21 protein-coding genes and 4 pseudogenes are annotated in these 17909 nt (G+C 52.5%); 20 read left to right on the forward strand and 5 right to left on the reverse strand.

The window, feature by feature from the left end; translation table 11 throughout:
- Positions 1 to 38: 38 nt before the first annotated feature.
- On the forward strand, positions 39 to 323 hold the full coding sequence (locus tag OMP40_RS42840; protein WP_420872136.1) for a CDI toxin immunity protein: 285 nt from the start codon (positions 39 to 41) through the stop codon (positions 321 to 323).
- 563 nt (positions 324 to 886) lie between these two features.
- On the opposite strand, the gene OMP40_RS36720 is transcribed toward OMP40_RS42840, so the two are convergent.
- Positions 887 to 1240: a helix-turn-helix domain-containing protein gene (locus OMP40_RS36720; RefSeq protein WP_277538956.1), complete on the reverse strand. Its 354-nt coding sequence runs from the start codon at positions 1238 to 1240 to the stop codon at positions 887 to 889.
- A gap of 139 nt (positions 1241 to 1379) precedes the next feature.
- Between OMP40_RS36720 and OMP40_RS36725 the strand changes: the two genes are divergently transcribed.
- From OMP40_RS36725 to OMP40_RS36735, 3 genes are all read left to right on the forward strand, one after another.
- A complete protein-coding gene (locus OMP40_RS36725; protein ID WP_277538957.1) occupies positions 1380 to 2075 on the forward strand; it encodes a hypothetical protein in 696 nt (231 codons plus the stop codon).
- Between the two features lie 88 nt (positions 2076 to 2163).
- A complete protein-coding gene (locus tag OMP40_RS36730) occupies positions 2164 to 2610 on the forward strand; it encodes an HGGxSTG domain-containing protein (RefSeq protein WP_277538960.1) in 447 nt (148 codons plus the stop codon).
- Between the two features lie 198 nt (positions 2611 to 2808).
- Positions 2809 to 3117, forward strand: coding sequence for a hypothetical protein (locus OMP40_RS36735; RefSeq protein ID WP_277538962.1), 309 nt, complete (start codon positions 2809 to 2811; stop codon positions 3115 to 3117).
- Between the two features lie 27 nt (positions 3118 to 3144).
- Here OMP40_RS36735 and OMP40_RS36740 read toward each other — a convergent pair whose 3' ends face one another.
- A complete protein-coding gene (locus OMP40_RS36740; RefSeq protein ID WP_277538964.1) occupies positions 3145 to 3369 on the reverse strand; it encodes a helix-turn-helix domain-containing protein in 225 nt (74 codons plus the stop codon).
- A 204-nt stretch (positions 3370 to 3573) separates the two neighbouring features.
- Between OMP40_RS36740 and OMP40_RS36745 the strand changes: the two genes are divergently transcribed.
- The 6 genes and pseudogenes from OMP40_RS36745 to OMP40_RS36770 all read left to right on the forward strand — a co-directional run bounded on the left by OMP40_RS36745 (position 3574) and on the right by OMP40_RS36770 (position 8272).
- Positions 3574 to 4356 (forward strand): recombinase family protein, encoded by a 783-nt coding sequence (locus OMP40_RS36745; protein WP_277538965.1) that lies wholly within the window; start codon positions 3574 to 3576, stop codon positions 4354 to 4356.
- A 22-nt stretch (positions 4357 to 4378) separates the two neighbouring features.
- Positions 4379 to 4621 carry a hypothetical protein gene (locus OMP40_RS36750; RefSeq protein ID WP_277538967.1) on the forward strand — a complete coding sequence of 81 codons (243 nt, stop codon included), beginning with the start codon at positions 4379 to 4381 and terminating at the stop codon, positions 4619 to 4621.
- A gap of 170 nt (positions 4622 to 4791) precedes the next feature.
- Positions 4792 to 6031: pseudogene (locus OMP40_RS36755) on the forward strand (IS110 family RNA-guided transposase).
- Positions 6032 to 6144: 113 nt separating this feature from the next.
- Entirely contained in the window at positions 6145 to 6792 is a 648-nt protein-coding gene (locus OMP40_RS36760; RefSeq protein WP_277538969.1) for a hypothetical protein, read from the forward strand.
- Positions 6793 to 6797: 5 nt separating this feature from the next.
- The gene (locus OMP40_RS36765) at positions 6798 to 7052 is read left to right on the forward strand and encodes a hypothetical protein (protein WP_277538971.1); all 255 of its coding nucleotides are present in this window, start codon (positions 6798 to 6800) and stop codon (positions 7050 to 7052) included.
- Positions 7053 to 7963: 911 nt separating this feature from the next.
- Complete coding sequence (locus OMP40_RS36770; protein ID WP_277538973.1) at positions 7964 to 8272, forward strand: hypothetical protein; 309 nt, start codon at positions 7964 to 7966, stop codon at positions 8270 to 8272.
- Positions 8273 to 8449: 177 nt separating this feature from the next.
- Here the strand turns inward: OMP40_RS36770 and OMP40_RS36775 are convergent, their stop codons facing one another.
- Positions 8450 to 8674, reverse strand: a complete 225-nt coding sequence (locus OMP40_RS36775; protein ID WP_277538975.1) for a helix-turn-helix domain-containing protein — start codon at positions 8672 to 8674, stop codon at positions 8450 to 8452.
- A 149-nt stretch (positions 8675 to 8823) separates the two neighbouring features.
- Between OMP40_RS36775 and OMP40_RS36780 the strand changes: the two genes are divergently transcribed.
- The 10 genes and pseudogenes from OMP40_RS36780 to OMP40_RS36820 all read left to right on the forward strand — a co-directional run bounded on the left by OMP40_RS36780 (position 8824) and on the right by OMP40_RS36820 (position 14016).
- Positions 8824 to 9090 (forward strand): hypothetical protein, encoded by a 267-nt coding sequence (locus OMP40_RS36780; protein WP_277538977.1) that lies wholly within the window; start codon positions 8824 to 8826, stop codon positions 9088 to 9090.
- A gap of 72 nt (positions 9091 to 9162) precedes the next feature.
- Positions 9163 to 9697: pseudogene (locus tag OMP40_RS36785) on the forward strand (gamma carbonic anhydrase).
- A gap of 507 nt (positions 9698 to 10204) precedes the next feature.
- Positions 10205 to 10450, forward strand: a complete 246-nt coding sequence (locus tag OMP40_RS36790) for a spore germination protein (RefSeq protein WP_277538979.1) — start codon at positions 10205 to 10207, stop codon at positions 10448 to 10450.
- 13 nt (positions 10451 to 10463) lie between these two features.
- Positions 10464 to 10676, forward strand: a pseudogene (locus OMP40_RS36795) (spore germination protein); the annotation flags it as partial.
- A 76-nt stretch (positions 10677 to 10752) separates the two neighbouring features.
- Positions 10753 to 10905 (forward strand): hypothetical protein, encoded by a 153-nt coding sequence (locus OMP40_RS36800; RefSeq protein ID WP_338131376.1) that lies wholly within the window; start codon positions 10753 to 10755, stop codon positions 10903 to 10905.
- Positions 10832 to 12481, forward strand: a complete 1650-nt coding sequence (locus tag OMP40_RS36805; RefSeq protein WP_338131377.1) for a spore germination protein — start codon at positions 10832 to 10834, stop codon at positions 12479 to 12481. Before OMP40_RS36800 ends, OMP40_RS36805 begins: the two co-directional genes overlap by 74 nt.
- Positions 12444 to 12548 (forward strand): annotated as a pseudogene (locus OMP40_RS42845) (Ger(x)C family spore germination C-terminal domain-containing protein); the annotation flags it as partial. The gene OMP40_RS36805 and the pseudogene OMP40_RS42845, both read left to right, overlap by 38 nt.
- 136 nt (positions 12549 to 12684) lie before the next feature.
- The gene (locus OMP40_RS36810) at positions 12685 to 13320 is read left to right on the forward strand and encodes a GerAB/ArcD/ProY family transporter (RefSeq protein WP_277538980.1); all 636 of its coding nucleotides are present in this window, start codon (positions 12685 to 12687) and stop codon (positions 13318 to 13320) included.
- The gene (locus tag OMP40_RS36815; protein WP_277538981.1) at positions 13274 to 13795 is read left to right on the forward strand and encodes a GerAB/ArcD/ProY family transporter; all 522 of its coding nucleotides are present in this window, start codon (positions 13274 to 13276) and stop codon (positions 13793 to 13795) included. The genes OMP40_RS36810 and OMP40_RS36815 overlap by 47 nt, the downstream gene beginning before the upstream one ends.
- Entirely contained in the window at positions 13792 to 14016 is a 225-nt protein-coding gene (locus OMP40_RS36820; protein ID WP_277538983.1) for a hypothetical protein, read from the forward strand. The genes OMP40_RS36815 and OMP40_RS36820 overlap by 4 nt, the downstream gene beginning before the upstream one ends.
- A 70-nt stretch (positions 14017 to 14086) precedes the next feature.
- On the opposite strand, the gene OMP40_RS36825 is transcribed toward OMP40_RS36820, so the two are convergent.
- Positions 14087 to 16189 carry an S-layer homology domain-containing protein gene (locus OMP40_RS36825; RefSeq protein ID WP_277538985.1) on the reverse strand — a complete coding sequence of 701 codons (2103 nt, stop codon included), beginning with the start codon at positions 16187 to 16189 and terminating at the stop codon, positions 14087 to 14089.
- Between the two features lie 26 nt (positions 16190 to 16215).
- Positions 16216 to 17859 carry a Kelch repeat-containing protein gene (locus OMP40_RS36830; RefSeq protein ID WP_277538987.1) on the reverse strand — a complete coding sequence of 548 codons (1644 nt, stop codon included), beginning with the start codon at positions 17857 to 17859 and terminating at the stop codon, positions 16216 to 16218.
- Between the last annotated feature and the right edge of the window lie 50 nt (positions 17860 to 17909).

Consider the following 17909-nt stretch of genomic DNA (forward strand, 5'->3'; position numbering starts at 1 on the left):
TTAAGGAATGTATTCAAGCTTTAGGACCGAAAGTTGAGATTCTTTCAGAATACGAAACAAAACTGGCATTTGAGAAATTAGTCGAAACTTTCCCTGTTACGCCCTGGGGCAGAATAGATTGGGGAAAGGTTTCCTCAAGTATTCAATTTACAAGCATTGTTGAACTAAAAGAGATTTTAAAAAATAAGTTGAAGGATTTCTCGAAAGAAGTATTCCTTTTATGGAATTATAGTGACGCTCCCGTAGTTAGATGTGATTTGTTTCAAGCCCTTAATGTTATAGATGATGTAACTGCGGTGGGTTCTGACACTTGGTTTTTTTGATCCGTCTGGTAAATATGTAATTGAGTTTTTTCATGAAGGAGAAAAAACCGTAGGGATAAAGTAACTGCTGAGCCACATGCGAGCGTAACAACTCCATGTGGCCTTTCTTATCGCCGAAAATAGAGGTATAGTTGAAGGAGAATAAATTTTGCAACCGTTACCAATATATATGGCATTATCAGATTTTGATGATTTGATCGAACTTGCGTTAGCGAATGGAGACAAGGAGTGGTTTCTTGAACTCGTTCGACGGAGAAAGGAACTGGAGGAGGTGGAAACTAAAGTCCGACGGGACCTCGGTTTTGGGGAATAGACGTTGACATTGAGGCAATGTATGAATTGAATGAGCACATGGGCCCTTTAATAGAGGAGGCTCATGTGCTCTATTTTTGATTGGAGCCAAGTCGGACGTGAACGTCGAGCTTTCGGTTTGCAGGTTTCTACGATGGTGAACGGGTGTTTTTACCGACAAGGGGATTGCAGGGGCGCAGCCCCCGGAAAGCGCAAACGAGACACGGTTAAACAGGAGTCGGGCACGGTGAACGATGACGACGAACGTCCTATTATTGCCGAGGGAACGTCTTGAATATCTCCATTAGCAGCTTCTTAGTCATCTGGATATGGCGGAGCTCTTTGGCTTGAAGCAACGTGAGCACCTCCTGCAATGCCGCTTCCTTCTTGTCGGAAGGCGGCTGGACGAAGGAGTGATTGAAATCAAAGAACACCTTCGGTTCCACTTTCAGCGTCTCGGCAATCTTGGCCAAGTTCTCTAAGGAAATGTTACGCTCGCCACGTTCGACGCCGCCGATATAGGAGAAATGAAACCCGCATAGTTCGGCAAGTTGATCTTGAGAGAGCCCTTTAGCTTTTCGGTAGTCTCGTATTTTAGAACCTACTAAATTTAGGATTTCTGCCACTGTAAACACCTCTATAGAGAGAGTAGACGATGGCAGATGATGCGGTAATTAATATTAAAGTATCAAAATAAATAATACTAAAATACACTCCTATCCTGTATAATTTTCCCTATCGGAAATTGTCGAAGGGGTGCAGAAGATGCAGGAAAAGCAGAAGAATTCTTTGAAGAGTGGGACGAACGTACAGTCGGAAAGTAGAACCAACCAGAAAGAAGCAAGCAGACAGAAGCCGCAGTCGAGTATTTTAACTGGATGTCTAGGATGTTTAGGGATGCTGGTAGCTCTGGTGTTGATCGGGATCGTTATCGTAGCGATCGTAGAAGAGAAAGACAACGACGAGCATAAGGCCGCGGTAGCTTCACCTGTTGTAGAAAACAGCACAGTGAACGGAATCGAAGATAAAGTCCGTTCCTCAATAACTAAGGCTATCGGGGATACAACCAATATGGACGAACAAAGAGTTGTTAGCCTTCAAGTAAACGACCATTCCGGTACGGTACAAGAAGGCGATAAAATCGTCGTCGCCTCCCTGAGAGGGAACGATAACTTGACAGCGGGCATGATAAAAGGCGGCATGCAAATGGACTCGATCAAGGTGTTCAAGGCATTGTTCCAGATACCAGGCATTGAAGAAGTAGCCCTATTGTGGCAGTTCCCGACAGTAGATGATTATGGTAACTCCGCATCGACAACGGCACTTAAAATAACACTCACGAAAGAAACTGCCGCCAAGATCAACTGGAGCGGCTTTGATAAAGATAACTTTGAAAAGGTAGCTGATAGCTATTGGGAGAGTCCGGCAATCCGGGAAAAGAAGAGTGGTGAATTGAACTGAAGGAGTGGATATGTGTCGCTTGTACGAATTGTACAGGCGGCATTTTTTTCTTCCACGAACCCTATACAGGTAAATGGAGGTGCAATGAATGATGAAGATGAGAGGGCAAACGTCTGTCTGCGGCGCGAAGACAAGAAACGGAGCTTGTTGTATAAACATTCCCATGAAGAACGGCCGCTGTCGTATGCACGGAGGTAAGAGTACGGGGCCGAAGCAACCGGACAAGCTTAAAGGCAATCAGAATGCCATTGGTAACAAAGGACGGCTCGTCACAGGTGAGTATGAGTCGATCACTTGGGAGCGACTTGAAGAGTGGGAGCAGGATTATATTCGTCGATTATACTGCCTGGGGCCGAATGAACAGGTAACGGAATCGCTTGAAATGGAATTTATTCGTCAAGCTCGAATGCTCCGTCGAATGAATGAATGGGATAAGGATGTAGCCAGCAATTTGAATCGATTGCTTCAAATAGAGGATGCAATGACCCGTGTTTCAGGTAGGATAATGAAACGGCTTATTCAGAAGGTTGAATAGATATTTCACTTCTTCTGTTGACCACAGACAACGGTCTGTGCAATAATGAGAACGCATCAGCGGATTGCCGCTGTGAGCAACTTATCAACTTAACAAACACAACACTTAAAACACTTGGTTTTCATCGCTTCAGCGGTGTTAGTCGGGTGTTTTTTTTGCGTTCTGGCTTAATATTCCGAACAGAGAGGGATTGAGGACATGAAGAAATCGATTAAGGAATTGGGCTTGGAAGCATTGAACTGGGAGATCGTTCGAGTAGAAAGGACTTTGTTCGCTTACAACGTGATCAAGGAGTCGGTACAGCAAGCTATGAATGCCATGAGGGAAGAGGATATGGAAGCAAGCATGGCAATTATGCGGGCGATCCTGAAGATGGAGAACGATCAGCAGCAGCGGATAATGCGGCTACAACTGGAGCAAGTCTGCAAGGAACGAGCGATAGAGATGCTGCCCCTTTCAATGGCGCAATCGGAATCAATGTCCGTAGGGTCGTTTGATACTGTGTAGAACGGAAGAGAGAAAGGGAGAAGTGGCTTAATTGTTTTCGATACCTTCGCTGACGATGAGTTCATCGATGGCTATATCTAATGCATCACACACAGCGGCGATAGTACTGAGATATATTCGGCTGGCCGTTGGCTTGCACAAGTCGCTGACCGTAGAAGGACGTAGTCCGGTCAATAGGGCAAGCTGCTGACGAGTCATGCAGCGCTCCTTCAAAATTTCACTAAGACGGATACGAACGATGGTTTTCGTCATGGGTTCCTTCCTCCAACGAGATAATTGCGATTAGTGTACGATCTTTTCCGGAGCAAACACGAGCATAAATTTGCGGGTTGTGCAGATTTTGGAAAGGGTCGTATACTACGCATCAACGTTTAACCGTTGACGGCGGCAAGTTATCCGCAGAAAACGGGGCGAGCGTTAAAGGAACTAAAGTCCATGTAACGGGAGGGGATTTTTTTGAGGGAGAAGGTCGTCGGCTACGTACGAGTATCCACGTATGGACAGGCGAAGGAAGGTTACAGCTTGACCTACCAAGTGGAGGAGATCGAGCGGTACTGTCATCAGAACGACATGGATCTGCTGAATATCTACGAGGACAAAGGCATCAGCGGCGCGGCGGTCGATGAAGAAGGACTGACTGTTGAACGTGAAGGCTTGCAGGAGATGCTTGCCGATCTGAGGGGCGGGAATGTATCTGCAATCGTCGTCCTGAACACGTCACGGCTGTGGCGTTCGGATATGGCTAAGGTGCTCATTCAACGGGAACTGAAACGCCATAATGTGGATGTAACCGCCATTGAGCAACCAAACTACAGCATCAACGCTCATGACCCTAACGACTTTCTGGTCAATGGCATGTTGGAGTTGTTAGACCAGTATCAACGACTCGAGATAGCCTTGAAGCTGAGCCGAGGACGGAAGAAGAAAGCCCAACAAGGTGGCTATGCGGGTGGTGGCGTTCCGTTTGGATACCGCGCTGCGAAGGGGCAGAAGGCTTTTCAAATTGATTGGGACTGTGCCATTATCGTTCATCGGTTGTTTGAACTGAAAGAACTGTTCCCGCATTGGCCGCTGTCAGAGTTCGCTAAGCAGCTCAACTATGATGGTTACAAGACGACGCAAGGCAAGTCGTTCACTAAGGTGCAGATCAAACGCATATTCGACCGTGAGGACTTCTACAAAGGGATTTATTCATACGGCGAAGTCACGGCTCCGGGTCGCTACACCGCGATCATATAGGAGGGCGGTCGGCATAGAAGACTTGAACGCCTGGTACAACAGCCTTGTCGAGAAGGAAGACAAGCCAATAGAGGAACTTGAAACGATTGAAGCCTACGTAGATGGGATGCTCCGCTACACGCACAAACAAGGTGACCGATTCCAAATGACGATGATCGAGGACATTCTGAACGCCGTATTCGCGTTAGAAAGTGATCGCCGTCAGCATCTGCTCCATGTTCGGTTTGAGAAGGCCCTGCTGTCGAACAGATTGCAGAAGAATTGAAAAAAAGGTTCAATGCCACTTAAATATTCGACTTGAAATCTTTTATGTTAGGTCAGTCGGCGAGCGTGGAGGCATTTGCTTACGTATCTTTGCGGCGATCACGTCCGCTCGAACTGAGGATGCAAGCCTTCACGCTGGCCGCCTGAATATATGTAAGGGAGTGGCGCAGTTTGAAAACCAAACCAACGAAGCATATCTATGTCGGCGTTGACCTCCATAAACGGCAGCATGTCGCGGTGATCATCGACTGTTGGAACGTTAAGCTCGGTGAAGTGACGGTAGACAATCGTCCTTCGGCATTCCCGGAGCTGGTCAAGGCAGTTAAACGACATACCAAGCGAGGACAAACGCCAGTTTACGGACTTGAGGATGTCGGCGGGTTCGGGCGTTCGTTGGCTGTTTTCCTGCGGGAGAACGGTCAAAATGTCAAGGAAGTAAACCCGACACTCAGCAGCGACAAGCGAAAGACACGTACAACGGTCGAGAAACACGATAGTTGGGACGCCGAATGCGTGGCGCGGGTCGTTCGGGACGAATGGGACAGCTTGCCGGATGCGAATCCGTTGGACCAATATTGGGCCATCGGTCAGATTGTTAAAGTGAGAGCGGGGGGAAGCTGCGCATTATTCCGGCAATGTCCGAAGACTTCATCAGCAGCTTAGCTATCACTACCCGAGCTACAGGGCGTTCTTCTCGGAGGTAGATGGAAAGACGGCACTGGCATTTTGGTCGAAATACCCTTCTCCACGTTGCTTGGAGAATGTCAGCGAATCGGAGTTAGCAGACTTTCTGAAGCACGAGAGCAACCACTTTCTGTCTCTTGCGAAGGCAAGGCAAATCCTACAGTTCGTCGCCGAAGTCGGCTGTACCAAACGCGAATACCAGGATCAGCGAGACTTGATTGTGCAATCCCTCGTTAGAAGTCTACGCGCCAGCGCGGATGAAATGACAAAGCTGGAAGCAGAGTTAGGGGTTCTGCTCCGAGACGGAGGTTGTACACTCGACAGCCTACCGGGCATTGATCGAGTGACAGCAGCTTGCTTCTTAGCCGAGATCGGGGATGTGGAGCGGTTCGCAAGTGCCGAGAAGCTGGCTCGTTTCGCGGGAATCGCTCCGGTCATGTACGGTACAGGAGGCAAGACGAAGAACTATAAGAGCAAACAAGGAAATCGGGTACTGCATGATTTGTTTAAGCAACTAGCGGTACGCCAATTGGTTGTAGCCAAGAAGACAATGCAACCTCGCAACGCCTACTTACTGCATTACTATGAACAGAAAATCACCGAAGGAAAGTCCAAGCGGCAAGCCATCGTCTGTATAATGCGCAAGCTGGTCAACGTTGTCTATCATATCTTGAAACATAAGAGCGTAAATCAGATGCCCGCTATCCCAGAAAAACAAGTGAGTTGATATACTGAATTTTAACAGGAAGAGGTGTGTGGTTTATAAACTAGGATACGTATGAGGGGCAGTTTAATAATCCGCTGACGCTTAACCTCTTTACGTATGTTGAGAATAATCCGTTGATTTATTTTGACCCAACTGGGAATAAAAGTTTGATGACGTATGCTAAGGCTTACTCTAAAGCATTTAGTTGGTCAAATATCAAAGAGACCGCAGCGGATGTCGGCAATACCATGTGGGGTGATTTTAAGGATGCAGCAGAAGCTGTCTGGTATGTATCGAATGAAGCAGCATTAGCCTATCCGCCTGTTGCAGGAGGCGAATACATTATTGTTAAGGGAGCAGGATACGTTTGGAATGGCGCGAAGTGGGTTAAGGCAGCCATTACAGGAAGTAAGGAAGTCAAGGTTTCGATTCAAGTCCTCTCAAAAGGAGAGAGAATAAAAATTTTCAATCAAAGACTTTTAGATGCTCCCTCCGCAAAATCAGCAGATGAAGCACTAGCACAACTTGACAAGATCATGACTGAAGTTGAGGATGCGTATAGCGGCGTTGCAAAAGTCGACCATCCAGGACTTGCATATCAAGGAAGAATGTACGCTCCAAGACCGGATAAAACGGCTAGAATGTCTGATGGCAGTATTAGAGCAGTGACTAGTGGAAACTTCATTGAAATTACTGCAGATGGTACAATCAAAATCTTTGCAAAAAATGCGGATAAGACGCAAGGAGCTTTAGTTCTTACAAAACCTGGGGCAGGTGGTTGATAAAAATGGATGAGATTAAAAGGATATTTAATGAGCGATTTTCAAGTTGGAATATTTACTTTGAACAATATGGCATAGCTACCTGGGTCAGAATGAACGACGGTAATACTCACTTCTTTGAAGTTGAAATTGTACCTAATGAAGGTGTAGGAGTTTCTGTTGGACGATTTGTTGAAGAGGTTGATTTCAGCGGTCATGATGTAGCTTTTGATTCATTAAATGAAGCATTAGAATTCATTGATAGAAAAGTTGCCGAATAAGTCATAAGGCATGCTCAATTTCAATCTTGCTTGGCTTAAAGCTTTCAAGGTTTCTTTTTTTGGCTAATCTGGTCGCGATTACAGGTTTCTTTCTCTCTCGGGACTCTTTAACCTGAAAGAATCATTTTTATATGGCTTCTATATTAGCACTAAAACGAATTGAAACCCTTTTCTGCCCCCAAATGCGAACACGGACGCTGAGCGTTCAGATGTCGACGTTGGGGGCTTCTTTTTGCCTTACTAACCGAATAACCTGTCCGATGTCCTTGATGCGTCTAAGCATCAATTAGAAAAGCTGTAACGCCGCTATATCCCTTCCTTATGACTTTGTTATCCCCAGTAAAAATGTTCTAAATTTCCTCGTATGCTCCAGTTATATGCAATGACCATGATCGTCTGGGAGTGAAGTGCTATGGCTTGCGTACTAACCCGGAGAAGAACCGTCTGCTAAAAGATCGCCTAACTAAACGTGACCAACCGGCCTCTGAGGAAGAAAGTTCCAAATCTGGACCCGAGTGGGGAAGCGTTAGAGACGATGGTGGAAGCGAACTTCGCTTGCGAAGACCTGTTCCTGACGCTTACCTTTGAGCGAAAATAGACGAAGCTGGAGGAGTTGGAGGAGTTGGAGGAGTTGGAGGAGTTGGAGGAGCTGGAGGAGCTGGAAGGTGGGGAGGTCCTGGTAAACAGCGAAATCAAAGTTGAATACAGTAAGGTAGTTTCTAAATTCTAAATAAGTATTAAAATGTAAAAAAATTTAAATCTGAAAAGATATGAAATCGTCAAAAATGTTTATAGGGTGAACAATTATCGATAAAATACAATAAATCAGGGTTTATTGTCAGTGATAGCTATACGGATGGAACAGAAGCTATTAGTTCAAATGGATTTTCATACAGCGAGGAGAGAAAGGCATGGATCTACTGTACAATAAAATTCAACAGATGAAAAAGAGGCCTGGTTTGTATATTGGAAAAACATCACTATTCTTTCTTCAGGCGTATCTAAATGGTTATGTAGCTTACCACAACGAAGTGAATGTGGAGCAGAACTATTTCTTTCTCCCGCAATTTCAAGAATACATCCAAAAGCGATTCAAAATCGAGATTACACATAGCTGGGCAGATATCATCACTTTCCATTCAAGTAGTGATGATGCAGCATTTGATGCATTTTATCAATTGCTTGATGATTTTGTTTCCGAAAACAAGCTTAACGAATAACGAACAATTATCTTAAAGGCCACATGCGAGCATAATAAGTCCATGTGGTTTTTATCAATGCAGTAATCGGATTAAGGATAACTTGATTAACGTTATTCTTCTTCTATTTTTAAATATCGCTAAAACTTCTCTCGCTCCGTTTTATTAGGCGAACTTCATGATCCATTCGAATAAATCTTAATCTTCTTCCACATCCCTAAGATCAATAATTTCCCGAATATCCTCTATTTTTAACGCCTCAGCAATTCTTTCTATATGCCCGAAATTAACATTCTGTCTCTTATGGTTGGCCAACTCACTTAAAGCGGCATGACGAATGTCAGTTATTCTAGACAGCTCACGTAAACTTATATTGTATTGGTGCAGTAGTTCCTGGATCATCAGCACTACTTTTTTAGCCAAGAGGCACCCCTACTTTTTTTGTGAAATGATTACGCAAAAGCGTAACATGATAAAACTTGCAAAATGGTACGTAATTAAGTACCATTGAGCTAAATAACTCAATAATTTCCCTTTCTAAAGTAGACAAACAATAGAAAGAAAATGGGGTCTTGAATATGACCGAACTAACAGCCCGCTACGAACAGCTTGCCCGTAAAGCAGCGCAATTAAGTGCCGAGATCGCGACCTGCGAAACCTACCTGGAGGCGATGCTGGACTTTACATATCATCATGGCGCAAAATATTCGATGACGACGATTGAGGAGATCGTACAGGCGGTGCATGCGGTGGAGTGCGAGCGGCGGCAGCATCTGCTGAATGTCCGGTTCGAAAAGTCGTTGCTGTCCGCTTGCATAGGTACGCAGCGTGAGAACTGAGCGGGAGCGCTGACGCGTCGATGCCATCGTGCAAGCTGCGTTCAACGATTCGTATTCATAGGAGGCAATACCATGGCAACCGTACAACCCTTCGGCGGCAAACGGCCGAGCATTCATGAGACTGTATTCCTGGCAGCGGGCAGCGTCGTGACGGGGGGACGTGAAGATCGGCAAGGACTCGACCATCTGGTTTAATGCCGTGATCCGGGGGGATGTCGCGCCGACCGTCATCGGCGAGCGGACGAGCATTCAGGATAATTCGACGCTGCATCAGAGCCCGGGCAAACCGCTGATTATTGAAGACGAGGTGATCGTCGGGCACAATGCGGTTCTGCACAGCTGCATCGTGAGGCGCGGCGCGATGATCGGGATGGGCGCGATTGTGCTGGACGGCGCGGAGGTCGGAGAGGGCGCGATGGTCGGCGCCGGCGCATTGGTGCCGCCCGGCAAGGTGATACCGCCCCGCACGCTGGTCGTCGGTTCGCCGGCGAAGCCGCTCCGCGCGACGAACGAAGCGGACGAGGCCGACATGCGGCGAATCGTGAGGGAGTATGCAGAGAAAGGTCGGATTTACAAGCAGCTGCAGGTGGAGCCAGATTCTCGATAATTGCTCGATAACTGCCGATAATTGCATCTTGAATCGCCAATCCCGCTTTCGTTTTCGAGTCTGTCCGCGTCTTCGCCGGCAGGCTTTTTTTTCGTTGCCGGCTTGTTTGCCTGCCGGGTCGTTAGCCTTCTGGCTTCGCTCTCTGAATCCGAATATTTTCCTTCCTGGCGGACAAGGATAAGCAAATGATGGCAACCGCGGAAGGGGGCGACTCTGTGCGCGCGAAAACGATAGCTTTGCCGGACACGCCGGACGAAGGCGGCGATTGCCCGGAGACGCTGCGGCTGGAGCCGAGACTGGACTGGTTCAAGTCTCGTTTTGCCGGCTGTTCGGACGTGGTGTTTTACAGCTTCACCCTGGGGTCGGGCGTTGAATGCGCGCTGATTTATATTCGCGAAATGTTCGATTACCGCGATGTGGAAGAGCACTTGCTGAAGCCGCTGATGGCCTCTCGCGGGGGAGGGCGGGGACGAGACGGAACGGCTGTTCTCGGAGCGACGGGTGCCGATGGCGGGCAGCAAGGCGCTGACCGATCCGGCCGAGAGCGTCAATTGGATTGTGCAAGGCTTCGGCGTGCTGTTGATCGAAGGCGATCTTCGGATGCTGGGCCTTCCGTATTCGAGGTTCGAGAAACGAGCGGTGGAGGAGGCGCCGAACGAATCGGTCATACGGGGGCCGCGGGAAGCCTTCGTCGAAAGTCTGGATACGAACCTGACGCTGCTGCGGCGCCGTATTCGCAGCAAGCCATCTTAAAACGGAGCAGCTCGTGCTCGGGCGCGACACAAAGACCGCCGTCATCCTCGTTTATCTGGACCATGTCTGTCCGGAGGCGCTGGTACGGGAAATGAAGCGAAGAATCGCCTGCATCGACATGGACGGCGTGCTGGGCTCGAACTATATCGAGGAATCGATCGAGGACAACCCGTCCTCGCCCTTTCCGCAGCTGCAGTACACGGAGCGCCCCGATACGGTGGCCGCGTCCCTGCTGGAGGGCAGACTGGCGGTGGTCGTGGACAACACGCCGATCGCGCTGCTGGCGCCCGTCAATTTTTTTTATGATGCTTCAATCCGCAGAGGACTACTACCAGCCTTATATCGCGGCTTCGTGGATTCGCTGGATTCGCTTCGTTTTTTTTGCTGACCTCGCTCCTGCTGCCCTCGTTCTATATTGCGATTACGACGTTTCATCCGGAGATGATTCCCTTTGACCTGCTCATCTCCGTCTCTTCGTCGCGGGAGATCGTGCCCTTCCCGGCGCTGATGGAGGCTTTGATGATGGAGGTAGCGTTCGAGGCGCTGCGGGAGGCATCGGTTCGCATTCCCAAGTCGATCGGTCAGGCCGTCTCGATTATCGGCGCGCTCATCATCGGCACGGCGGCCGTTCAGGCAGGCATCGTGTCCGCGGCGATGGTCATTATCGTGTCGTTGACGGGCATCGCTTCGTTCATTATTCCGAATTTCGACCTGGGCCTTTCTTTTCGGTTGCTTCGGTTCCCGATGATGCTGCTTGCCGGCGCGTTCGGCATTTTCGGCATCGCATGCGGCATGATCTTGATCTATGTCCATATGCTCAATCTTGAATCCTTCGGCATGCCGTATCTGTCTCCATTGACCCCCCCAGATCGCGAATGCGCTCAAGGATACGTTCATACGGACGCCGTGGTGGAAGATGCGGAAGCGGCCGACGACGGCGATCGAAGCGAATCGGACCAGACAAAAGGGCGGAACGCGCGCTTGGGCGCAAAGCAGCGGGGAGGGAGAAGATTGAAGGCATTGCTCCGGCTGTGGAAAATGACCGGTTTAGCCGCCGCCATCGTCTTCCTTGCCGGCTGTTGGTCGGCGACCGAGCTTAACAACCGCGCATTTGTGAGCGTCATGATCCTGGATTCGAAAAATGACGAAGTCGAGCTGACGCTCGGCATTCCCTTGACGAATCGGTTGATTCCCGGGCAGACGGGGGGAACCGGAGGCGGCAGCCAACGTCCCGTCGCTTATGTCACCCGCAGCGGCCGCACCGTCGAAGAGGCGCTGCAAAAAATTCAGGGAGACATTCCCCGCAAAGTCGCCTTCGGCCAGACCCACAGCATCATCATGGGGAGCCGCTTCGCGCAGAGGGGCATCGGGCCGCTGATTGAATTTATTTCCCGAAATCCGTTTTTAAAGCTGAATACAAGCTTGTTTCTCGTCGAAGGGATCGCGCGAAACAAAGTGTCGGAAACGTCCACTACGTTTGAACGATTTTTCATTTCGGTATTGAATGGCTATGTCCGCAACCATCAGATTTTAAATACCACGGTCAAGGATTTAATGTTCTCCAAGGCGAACGGCGGAGACGGATTTCTCCCCATACTGAGATTCCAGGCGATGGAGCCTTCCGTGAAGTCGGACATGACCGAGAATGTCGGCACGGGAGGCGCGGCGATCCTTCGCGAGGGAAAAATGATCCCGCCCGTTTTTTCGCCCGAAGAGACTTCGTCGGTTCGCGCGGCGGCGGGGCAGCTCAGGGAGTACATCTACAGCGTGCCATCCCCGACGGACGGCAAGGCGATCGGATTTTATACCTCTTCACTGAGAACGCAGATTCGGCCGTTTAAAGACAGGGACGGGCTGGGCATCGTCATTCGCTCCTATTCCAACGCGGGCATCATCGCTTCGGACTCCGACATCGACCTGAGCAAGCAGGAAAATATCGCTCGGCTTGAAAAGGAGATTAAAAAAAATCGCGGATGCGTCGCTATCGTCCGTAATCGCCAAAACCCAGGCGGCGGGAGCGGACGCATTTAATTTCGGACGCTATATATCCGTTCAATATCCGAAGGATTGGGGCAAGCTCAAAGGCGAATGGCGAGCGTACTACCAAAATCGCCTGCGTATCCGGGTCGAATCCGTCATCTCGCTGAGAAGGGTCGGCTCATCGACGGATTCCTTCCGCACCGGATTCATGAATCCCGGACACGGGGGGAGAGAGAAAAAGGGGGCGATCAGGCGTGGAACTTCAATCCGTGACGCAAAGTCAGCTGTTCAAGCTGTTTGCGCTGCATCTGTTTTCTACGATGATCGCCTTCATGGTGGGAATCATGCTGCAGTCCAGCGGCTACAACGCGCCTCTCGGCGTGCTGTGCGGCGCCTTGCTCGGACTTGCGTTTTCCTATTTCGCCTTCAAGCTGGGCTTGCGACGACCCGACCGCTTCTTTATCGAATACGGTCAGGAGATCGTCGGACGTTGGCTGCACTATCCGCTGCTGCTGTTCATCGCGGTGTCGAATTTGTTGATTGCGATCATTAATTTTTGGGAGCTGCAGGACGTGATGATCCAGTTTTACCTAGTCAGCACGCCGCCTTGGGCGATCGCCGCGCTCTGCGGGCTTTGCATCGCCTATACCGTCCGTTTTGGCGTCAAGTCGGTTTTCAGGGCGGCCGAAGGTCTGTTCTTTTTCAGCCTGCTTTCGTTTTTACTGATTCCGATCCTGGTTAGCGAAAATTTCAATTGGTTTTCCATTCGGGGCATTGCGACTTATTTTAGCGTGCGGGAGGCTTGGTCTTCCGCGTACTATACGTCCTCGGTGTTCGGGGGAGATGTCGTTTGCGCTGCTTATTTTTCCGTACCTGTCTTCGCCGGGTAAAACCTTCCGCTCGCTCTTCGCGTCGATGTCGGTCGCGGCGGCCGTCGTGCTGGTTCATATCGTTCCTTTGCTGCTCATCTTCGGGCCGGAGCTGAGCTCCAATCTCAATTATCCCGAGCTGGAGCTGCTCCGCTTCATGCGGAGCGGTTCCTTTCTGGAGACGCTGGACCCCGCGCTGATCGCGCTGTGGCTGATCAGCATCTTCGTCAAGCTCGGCTTTATTGTATTTGTCATCTCGCTCATCCTGGCGCGTTCGTTCCGTTTGACGGATACGAAGCCGTTTGTGTTCCCGATCACCGTATTCATCGCGGTCGGGTCGCTGGCGATCGTCAAGTCCAACACGCAGTTCAGGAGCATGATGGGGGGCGGCTTGCTGACCGTATTCTGGATCTCCGAGCTGATCCCGGTCGTTTATTACCTCGTCGACACGATCCGTCGAAATTGGGGCCAAGAGAAGGAGGCGTCGTCCGAGTGATCGCGATCCTGATCGTGTATGCGTCGGTCGCCGTCGCCGAGTGGCGGTATATCCATCGCAGCAAGCGGAAAAAGCGCACCTATTATATCATCTTCGGCTCGATGTCTTTTCTGTTTTTGCTGAGCGAATTTTTGTTTGCGATCAAACAATGGTTTCAAATGTCGGTCTGGATCGAAGCGGTATTCGGGCCGCTGGAACGGGTGCTGCTCGGGCAGTGGTAGCGGAAAAGGCGGGTGCTGTCGTCAAAGAAAAAGCCAAGCCCGCGGGCTTGGCTTTCAGAAGCTGCTTTTCTTATTGGCGCTGCGCCAGCAGGCCGAGCACCGCCGCGACGGTCTCCGCGCGCGTTGCCGAGTCGCTCGGCGCAAAGCGATTCAGTGCCTTGCCCTTCATGATGCCCCGCTCGCGAAGCGCGGCAGCCGCGCTTTTGGCCCATGCCGGAATGGCTTGGTCATCGTCGTACCCGGTCGACGCCGACGCCGCTGCGGAAGCGTCGCCCAGCGCCTTCGCGAGCATGACGGCCATCTCTGCGCGCGTGATCGGCTGGTTCGGGCGGAAGGAGCCGTCCGTATAACCGTTGACCAGACCGGCGGCCGCCATCTGTCCGACAGCCTGCTGCGCCCACGCGCCGATCTTGTCCTTGTCGGCGAATGTCAGCGGCGCGGCGGAGGCATCGAGCTTCAGCGCGTTCGCCAGCATGACGGCGAATTCGGCGCGCGTCACGCTCCGGTTCGGCTGGAAGGAGCCGTCCGCGTAGCCTTTGACGATCCCGGCCGCTGCCGCCTTCGCGATCGCGGCCTCCGCCCAGTGTCCGGCGACGTCGCCGAACACGGTCCCGGCACCCGCAGGTACGACCGGCGTTTCATTCTCGCGCTCGGCGAGTACGGCGAATTTCGTAAAATGGTCTACCTGCACCGTGATCCGGTTGCCGGCCACCGTGCCGCCCGGAACGAGCACCCAGGTTTTTTTCGTTTCATCGAAGTAATAGACCGCAGGCTTGCTGCCCGCTGCGAGCTTCGACGGATCGAAGGCGAGCGTGAGCGTGATCGGACTTAGGAAGTTCGAGACGAAATTTTTCTGAATCTCGTACGTCGCGCTGGCAAATGTCCGACCGTCCGGGTTCGGACTGTCCGAGGCCGTCAGCCGCGTAATCGTAATGCTCAGCTCCCGGTCCGAGGCGTTGGCCGGAATGCGGATCGCCGCTTCTTCGCCGAGGCTGACCTGACCTTCCGTCGCAGCCGGCAGCGTGAGCTTGCCGTTGCTTGAGGTCGTCGGCGCAGTCGGCTGCCGTGTCGTCCCGCCCGACGATGGAGACGGGGAAGGCGACGGCGAAGGCGATGGGGATGGCGATGGCGGCGCATCGACGGTCAGCGCCATCGACCGCTCCGCCGAGAAGCCGTCCGCATCGGTCAACGCGACCGTGAATTCGGACGAGCCCGACGCGGTCGGCGTACCGCCGATGACGCCGGTCGCGCCGTCCAGCGTCAGCCCTGCGGGCAGCGCGCCTGCCGCGATGCGCCAGGCGTATGGCGCGTAGCCGCCTGTACCGGCAAGCGTCACCGCGTACGACTCGCCGGTCTTCGCAGCCGGCAGAGAGGCGGTGCCGACTTGCGGCGCCGGCGCGATCTGCAGCGGCAGATCGGCGGACGAGACGTCGTCGGTGGTCGCCTTCACGAGCACTTCGGTCGACGCTTGCACGGAAGGCACGCGCCAGGAAGCGTGGAAGCGGCCTTCGGCGTCGGTCGCTGCCGTGCCGATCGCGGTCCATTCCGCATCCCCCTGTGCGAAGCGATAAGCCAGACTGACCTCGGTATCCGGAACGGCCTGCCGGTTGATGTCGAGTACCAGGCCGTCGATCGCGACCGTTCCTTCGCCGACCGTTCGCGACGCGTCAAGCGATGCCTGCACCTCTTGCGCGCCGGTCGTGGTCACGTGCGCCGCGCTGCCCGGCTGCGATTCGCCGGCCGCGTTGACGGCGCTCACGCGGAACCAGTAGGCTGTGTTCGTCTTCAGGCGGGTCACCTTGGCGGACGTCGCCGCCACCTCCGAAGCCGACACCGTCCAGGTATCGCCGTCATCCGCGCTGCTATAAATCTTGTAGCTGTCGGCATACGCCACGGCCGACCAGCTCAGCGTGACCGAGGTCGTCCCGGTCTCGTCCGCGACAGACAGCTCGGGATCGCCGACGGGCGGCAGCGGCAGCTTTTTCAGCCCTGTCGCCGCTCCCGCATACAGCGCATTGCCGATGACGGTCAGCGAGGCGACCATCGGCGGGGCGTCGGCCATTGCCTGCCAGATGCCGGCCGCGCTGTCGTATACGTACAGCCCATCCTGGATGGAGCCGTCGGGGCCTCTCGCAGACGCAGCCGCGACGAGCTTGCCATTTGCTTTTGCCAAAGCGCGAACGGATGCGGGCAGACTCGTCAGCGGCTGCCAGTCGTCCGACTCGGAATCGTATCGGTAGACGTCGTCTCCGCCCCATACAGCTCGCCGTCGACGGCAAGCAAGGTTCTGAACTGCACGGGCGCCATAGCCAGCGGGACAGCTGTCTCGGCAATCGGATCATACCTGGTCAACTGGGTTCGAACCGTGAAGTTAGAATAGTCGAACGTGTAATTGCCGAAGTACAGCGCTGCGCCGTCTGTTTGAAGAGGCAGCGCGGGGGTGCTCTCGGAGATCATCGTCCACGACCCGATGTCGGGATTGTAGCACCACAGTCCGGAGCCCTGGATGGAGGCGTACAGCTTGTCGTCGATCGCGACGAGAGACGGCACTTGAAAATATGGAGAAGGACTCGGCAGCGACAAGGTCGTCCAGCCTGAGTTCGCATCGTTCAGCGCGTGCGCATAAATTTCGTTCCCGCCTGCATACAGCGTGCCGTTTAATACGGCCAACGCATAAATTTGCGTATCGGGAAGCCCTTCGACGATCGCAGACGATCCGTTTTTATAGGCGTAGACGTAGTGGCACGTGCCTGTATCCGTTTGGCCGCAGCCCGTATAGATCGTTCCGTCCGCTTCGGCCGTCGCGGCCACGGGATTGGACGCGGACATCCATTCGCCGTTCGCATAATACCTTATCCCTTTGGACGATTCTCTCGCGAGGGCCATCAATACGCCGTTCACGGCGTATAAAGAGCCGATATCAAAGTCTCCCGTGTCGCTGAACAGCGTCCACTGTCCCTCGGCGTAGGCATAGAGGGAAGACGAAGCGCTGGAGTAAGCGTAGAGCTTCGTGTCGTCGGCATATACGAAGTCGATATAGCCCAACTCGTCGACGTCCCCGATCAGCGTCCATTCATTATCGTCCTCTCCCCATTCGTATACGCCGTTGTTGTTGGTGGCGTACAGCTTCCCGCCGAAGCTTTGAAGCGTCTTCCCTTGGCCGTTGTCAAGCGGCTCCTTCTCGGACCAGGTCAGGTCCGAGGCATTTAGGGCGCGCAAGCCCATTTCGCCTTTTAAATTAATCGAAGCGTAGAGGGTACCGCCGAGCTCGACGAATTGATTTACCGGTCCCGAGGCCGACGCCGGTTTCCATTCATTTTGAGCAAGGTCGTAAACGAGCGTGCTGTTCCAATCCCCGTTAACGACGGCCGAGATCAGGAGCTTGCCCTCATAGGCATGCATGCTCGCAACATCGTAGGCATTGAAGGATGCGATCTCCATCCATGTCCGCGCCGAATCGGTCCGCTTCCAGAGACGGAACGAGCCCGGTTGTCCGCCCGCCCCGTAAAGAACGCCGTCATCGTACGCGATCGCGCGCACGGCGGGGCCTCCTTTGGACACAGTCAGCCAGCGTCCGTCGTCGTACTGCCAGACGAAGCCGCTCACGCCTTGCGCGTAGGCGCGTCCGTCTTTACTGACGAAATTATTTATCTGCCAGTCGGGAAAGCGATCGAACGCCTCCATCGACGACCAGCCGGCGGCCGAAAGGCCGTCATTCGCGCCGTCGTTCGCGCCTGTCGCGCCGGCCGTCGCCGCCCAGGACGGCATGAGCAGCAGCACCGTCATCGCCTTCAACAGCAGGCTTCGCCACCTGATCGATTTTTTCCATGATACAAACTTCACCCTACGATCACCCTTTTTATGTATAATTGCACCCGCCCTTGCGGCGTCGC

Origin of the sequence: Cohnella rhizosphaerae (assembly GCF_029525575.1) — a bacterium.
Classification (GTDB): Bacteria; Bacillota; Bacilli; order Paenibacillales; family Paenibacillaceae; genus Cohnella; species Cohnella rhizosphaerae.

Coding starts and splice junctions, on each gene's coding strand:
- OMP40_RS36730 (WP_277538960.1), top strand. CDS start 2,164: ATGATGAAGATGAGAGGGCAAACGTCTGTCTGCGGCGCGAAGACAAGA.
- OMP40_RS36740 (WP_277538964.1), bottom strand. CDS start 3,369: ATGACGAAAACCATCGTTCGTATCCGTCTTAGTGAAATTTTGAAGGAG.
- OMP40_RS36725 (WP_277538957.1), top strand. CDS start 1,380: ATGCAGGAAAAGCAGAAGAATTCTTTGAAGAGTGGGACGAACGTACAG.
- OMP40_RS36790 (WP_277538979.1), top strand. CDS start 10,205: ATGGCGGGCAGCAAGGCGCTGACCGATCCGGCCGAGAGCGTCAATTGG.
- OMP40_RS36815 (WP_277538981.1), top strand. CDS start 13,274: ATGTCGTTTGCGCTGCTTATTTTTCCGTACCTGTCTTCGCCGGGTAAA.
- OMP40_RS36735 (WP_277538962.1), top strand. CDS start 2,809: ATGAAGAAATCGATTAAGGAATTGGGCTTGGAAGCATTGAACTGGGAG.
- OMP40_RS36765 (WP_277538971.1), top strand. CDS start 6,798: ATGGATGAGATTAAAAGGATATTTAATGAGCGATTTTCAAGTTGGAAT.
- OMP40_RS36770 (WP_277538973.1), top strand. CDS start 7,964: ATGGATCTACTGTACAATAAAATTCAACAGATGAAAAAGAGGCCTGGT.
- OMP40_RS36800 (WP_338131376.1), top strand. CDS start 10,753: ATGATGCTTCAATCCGCAGAGGACTACTACCAGCCTTATATCGCGGCT.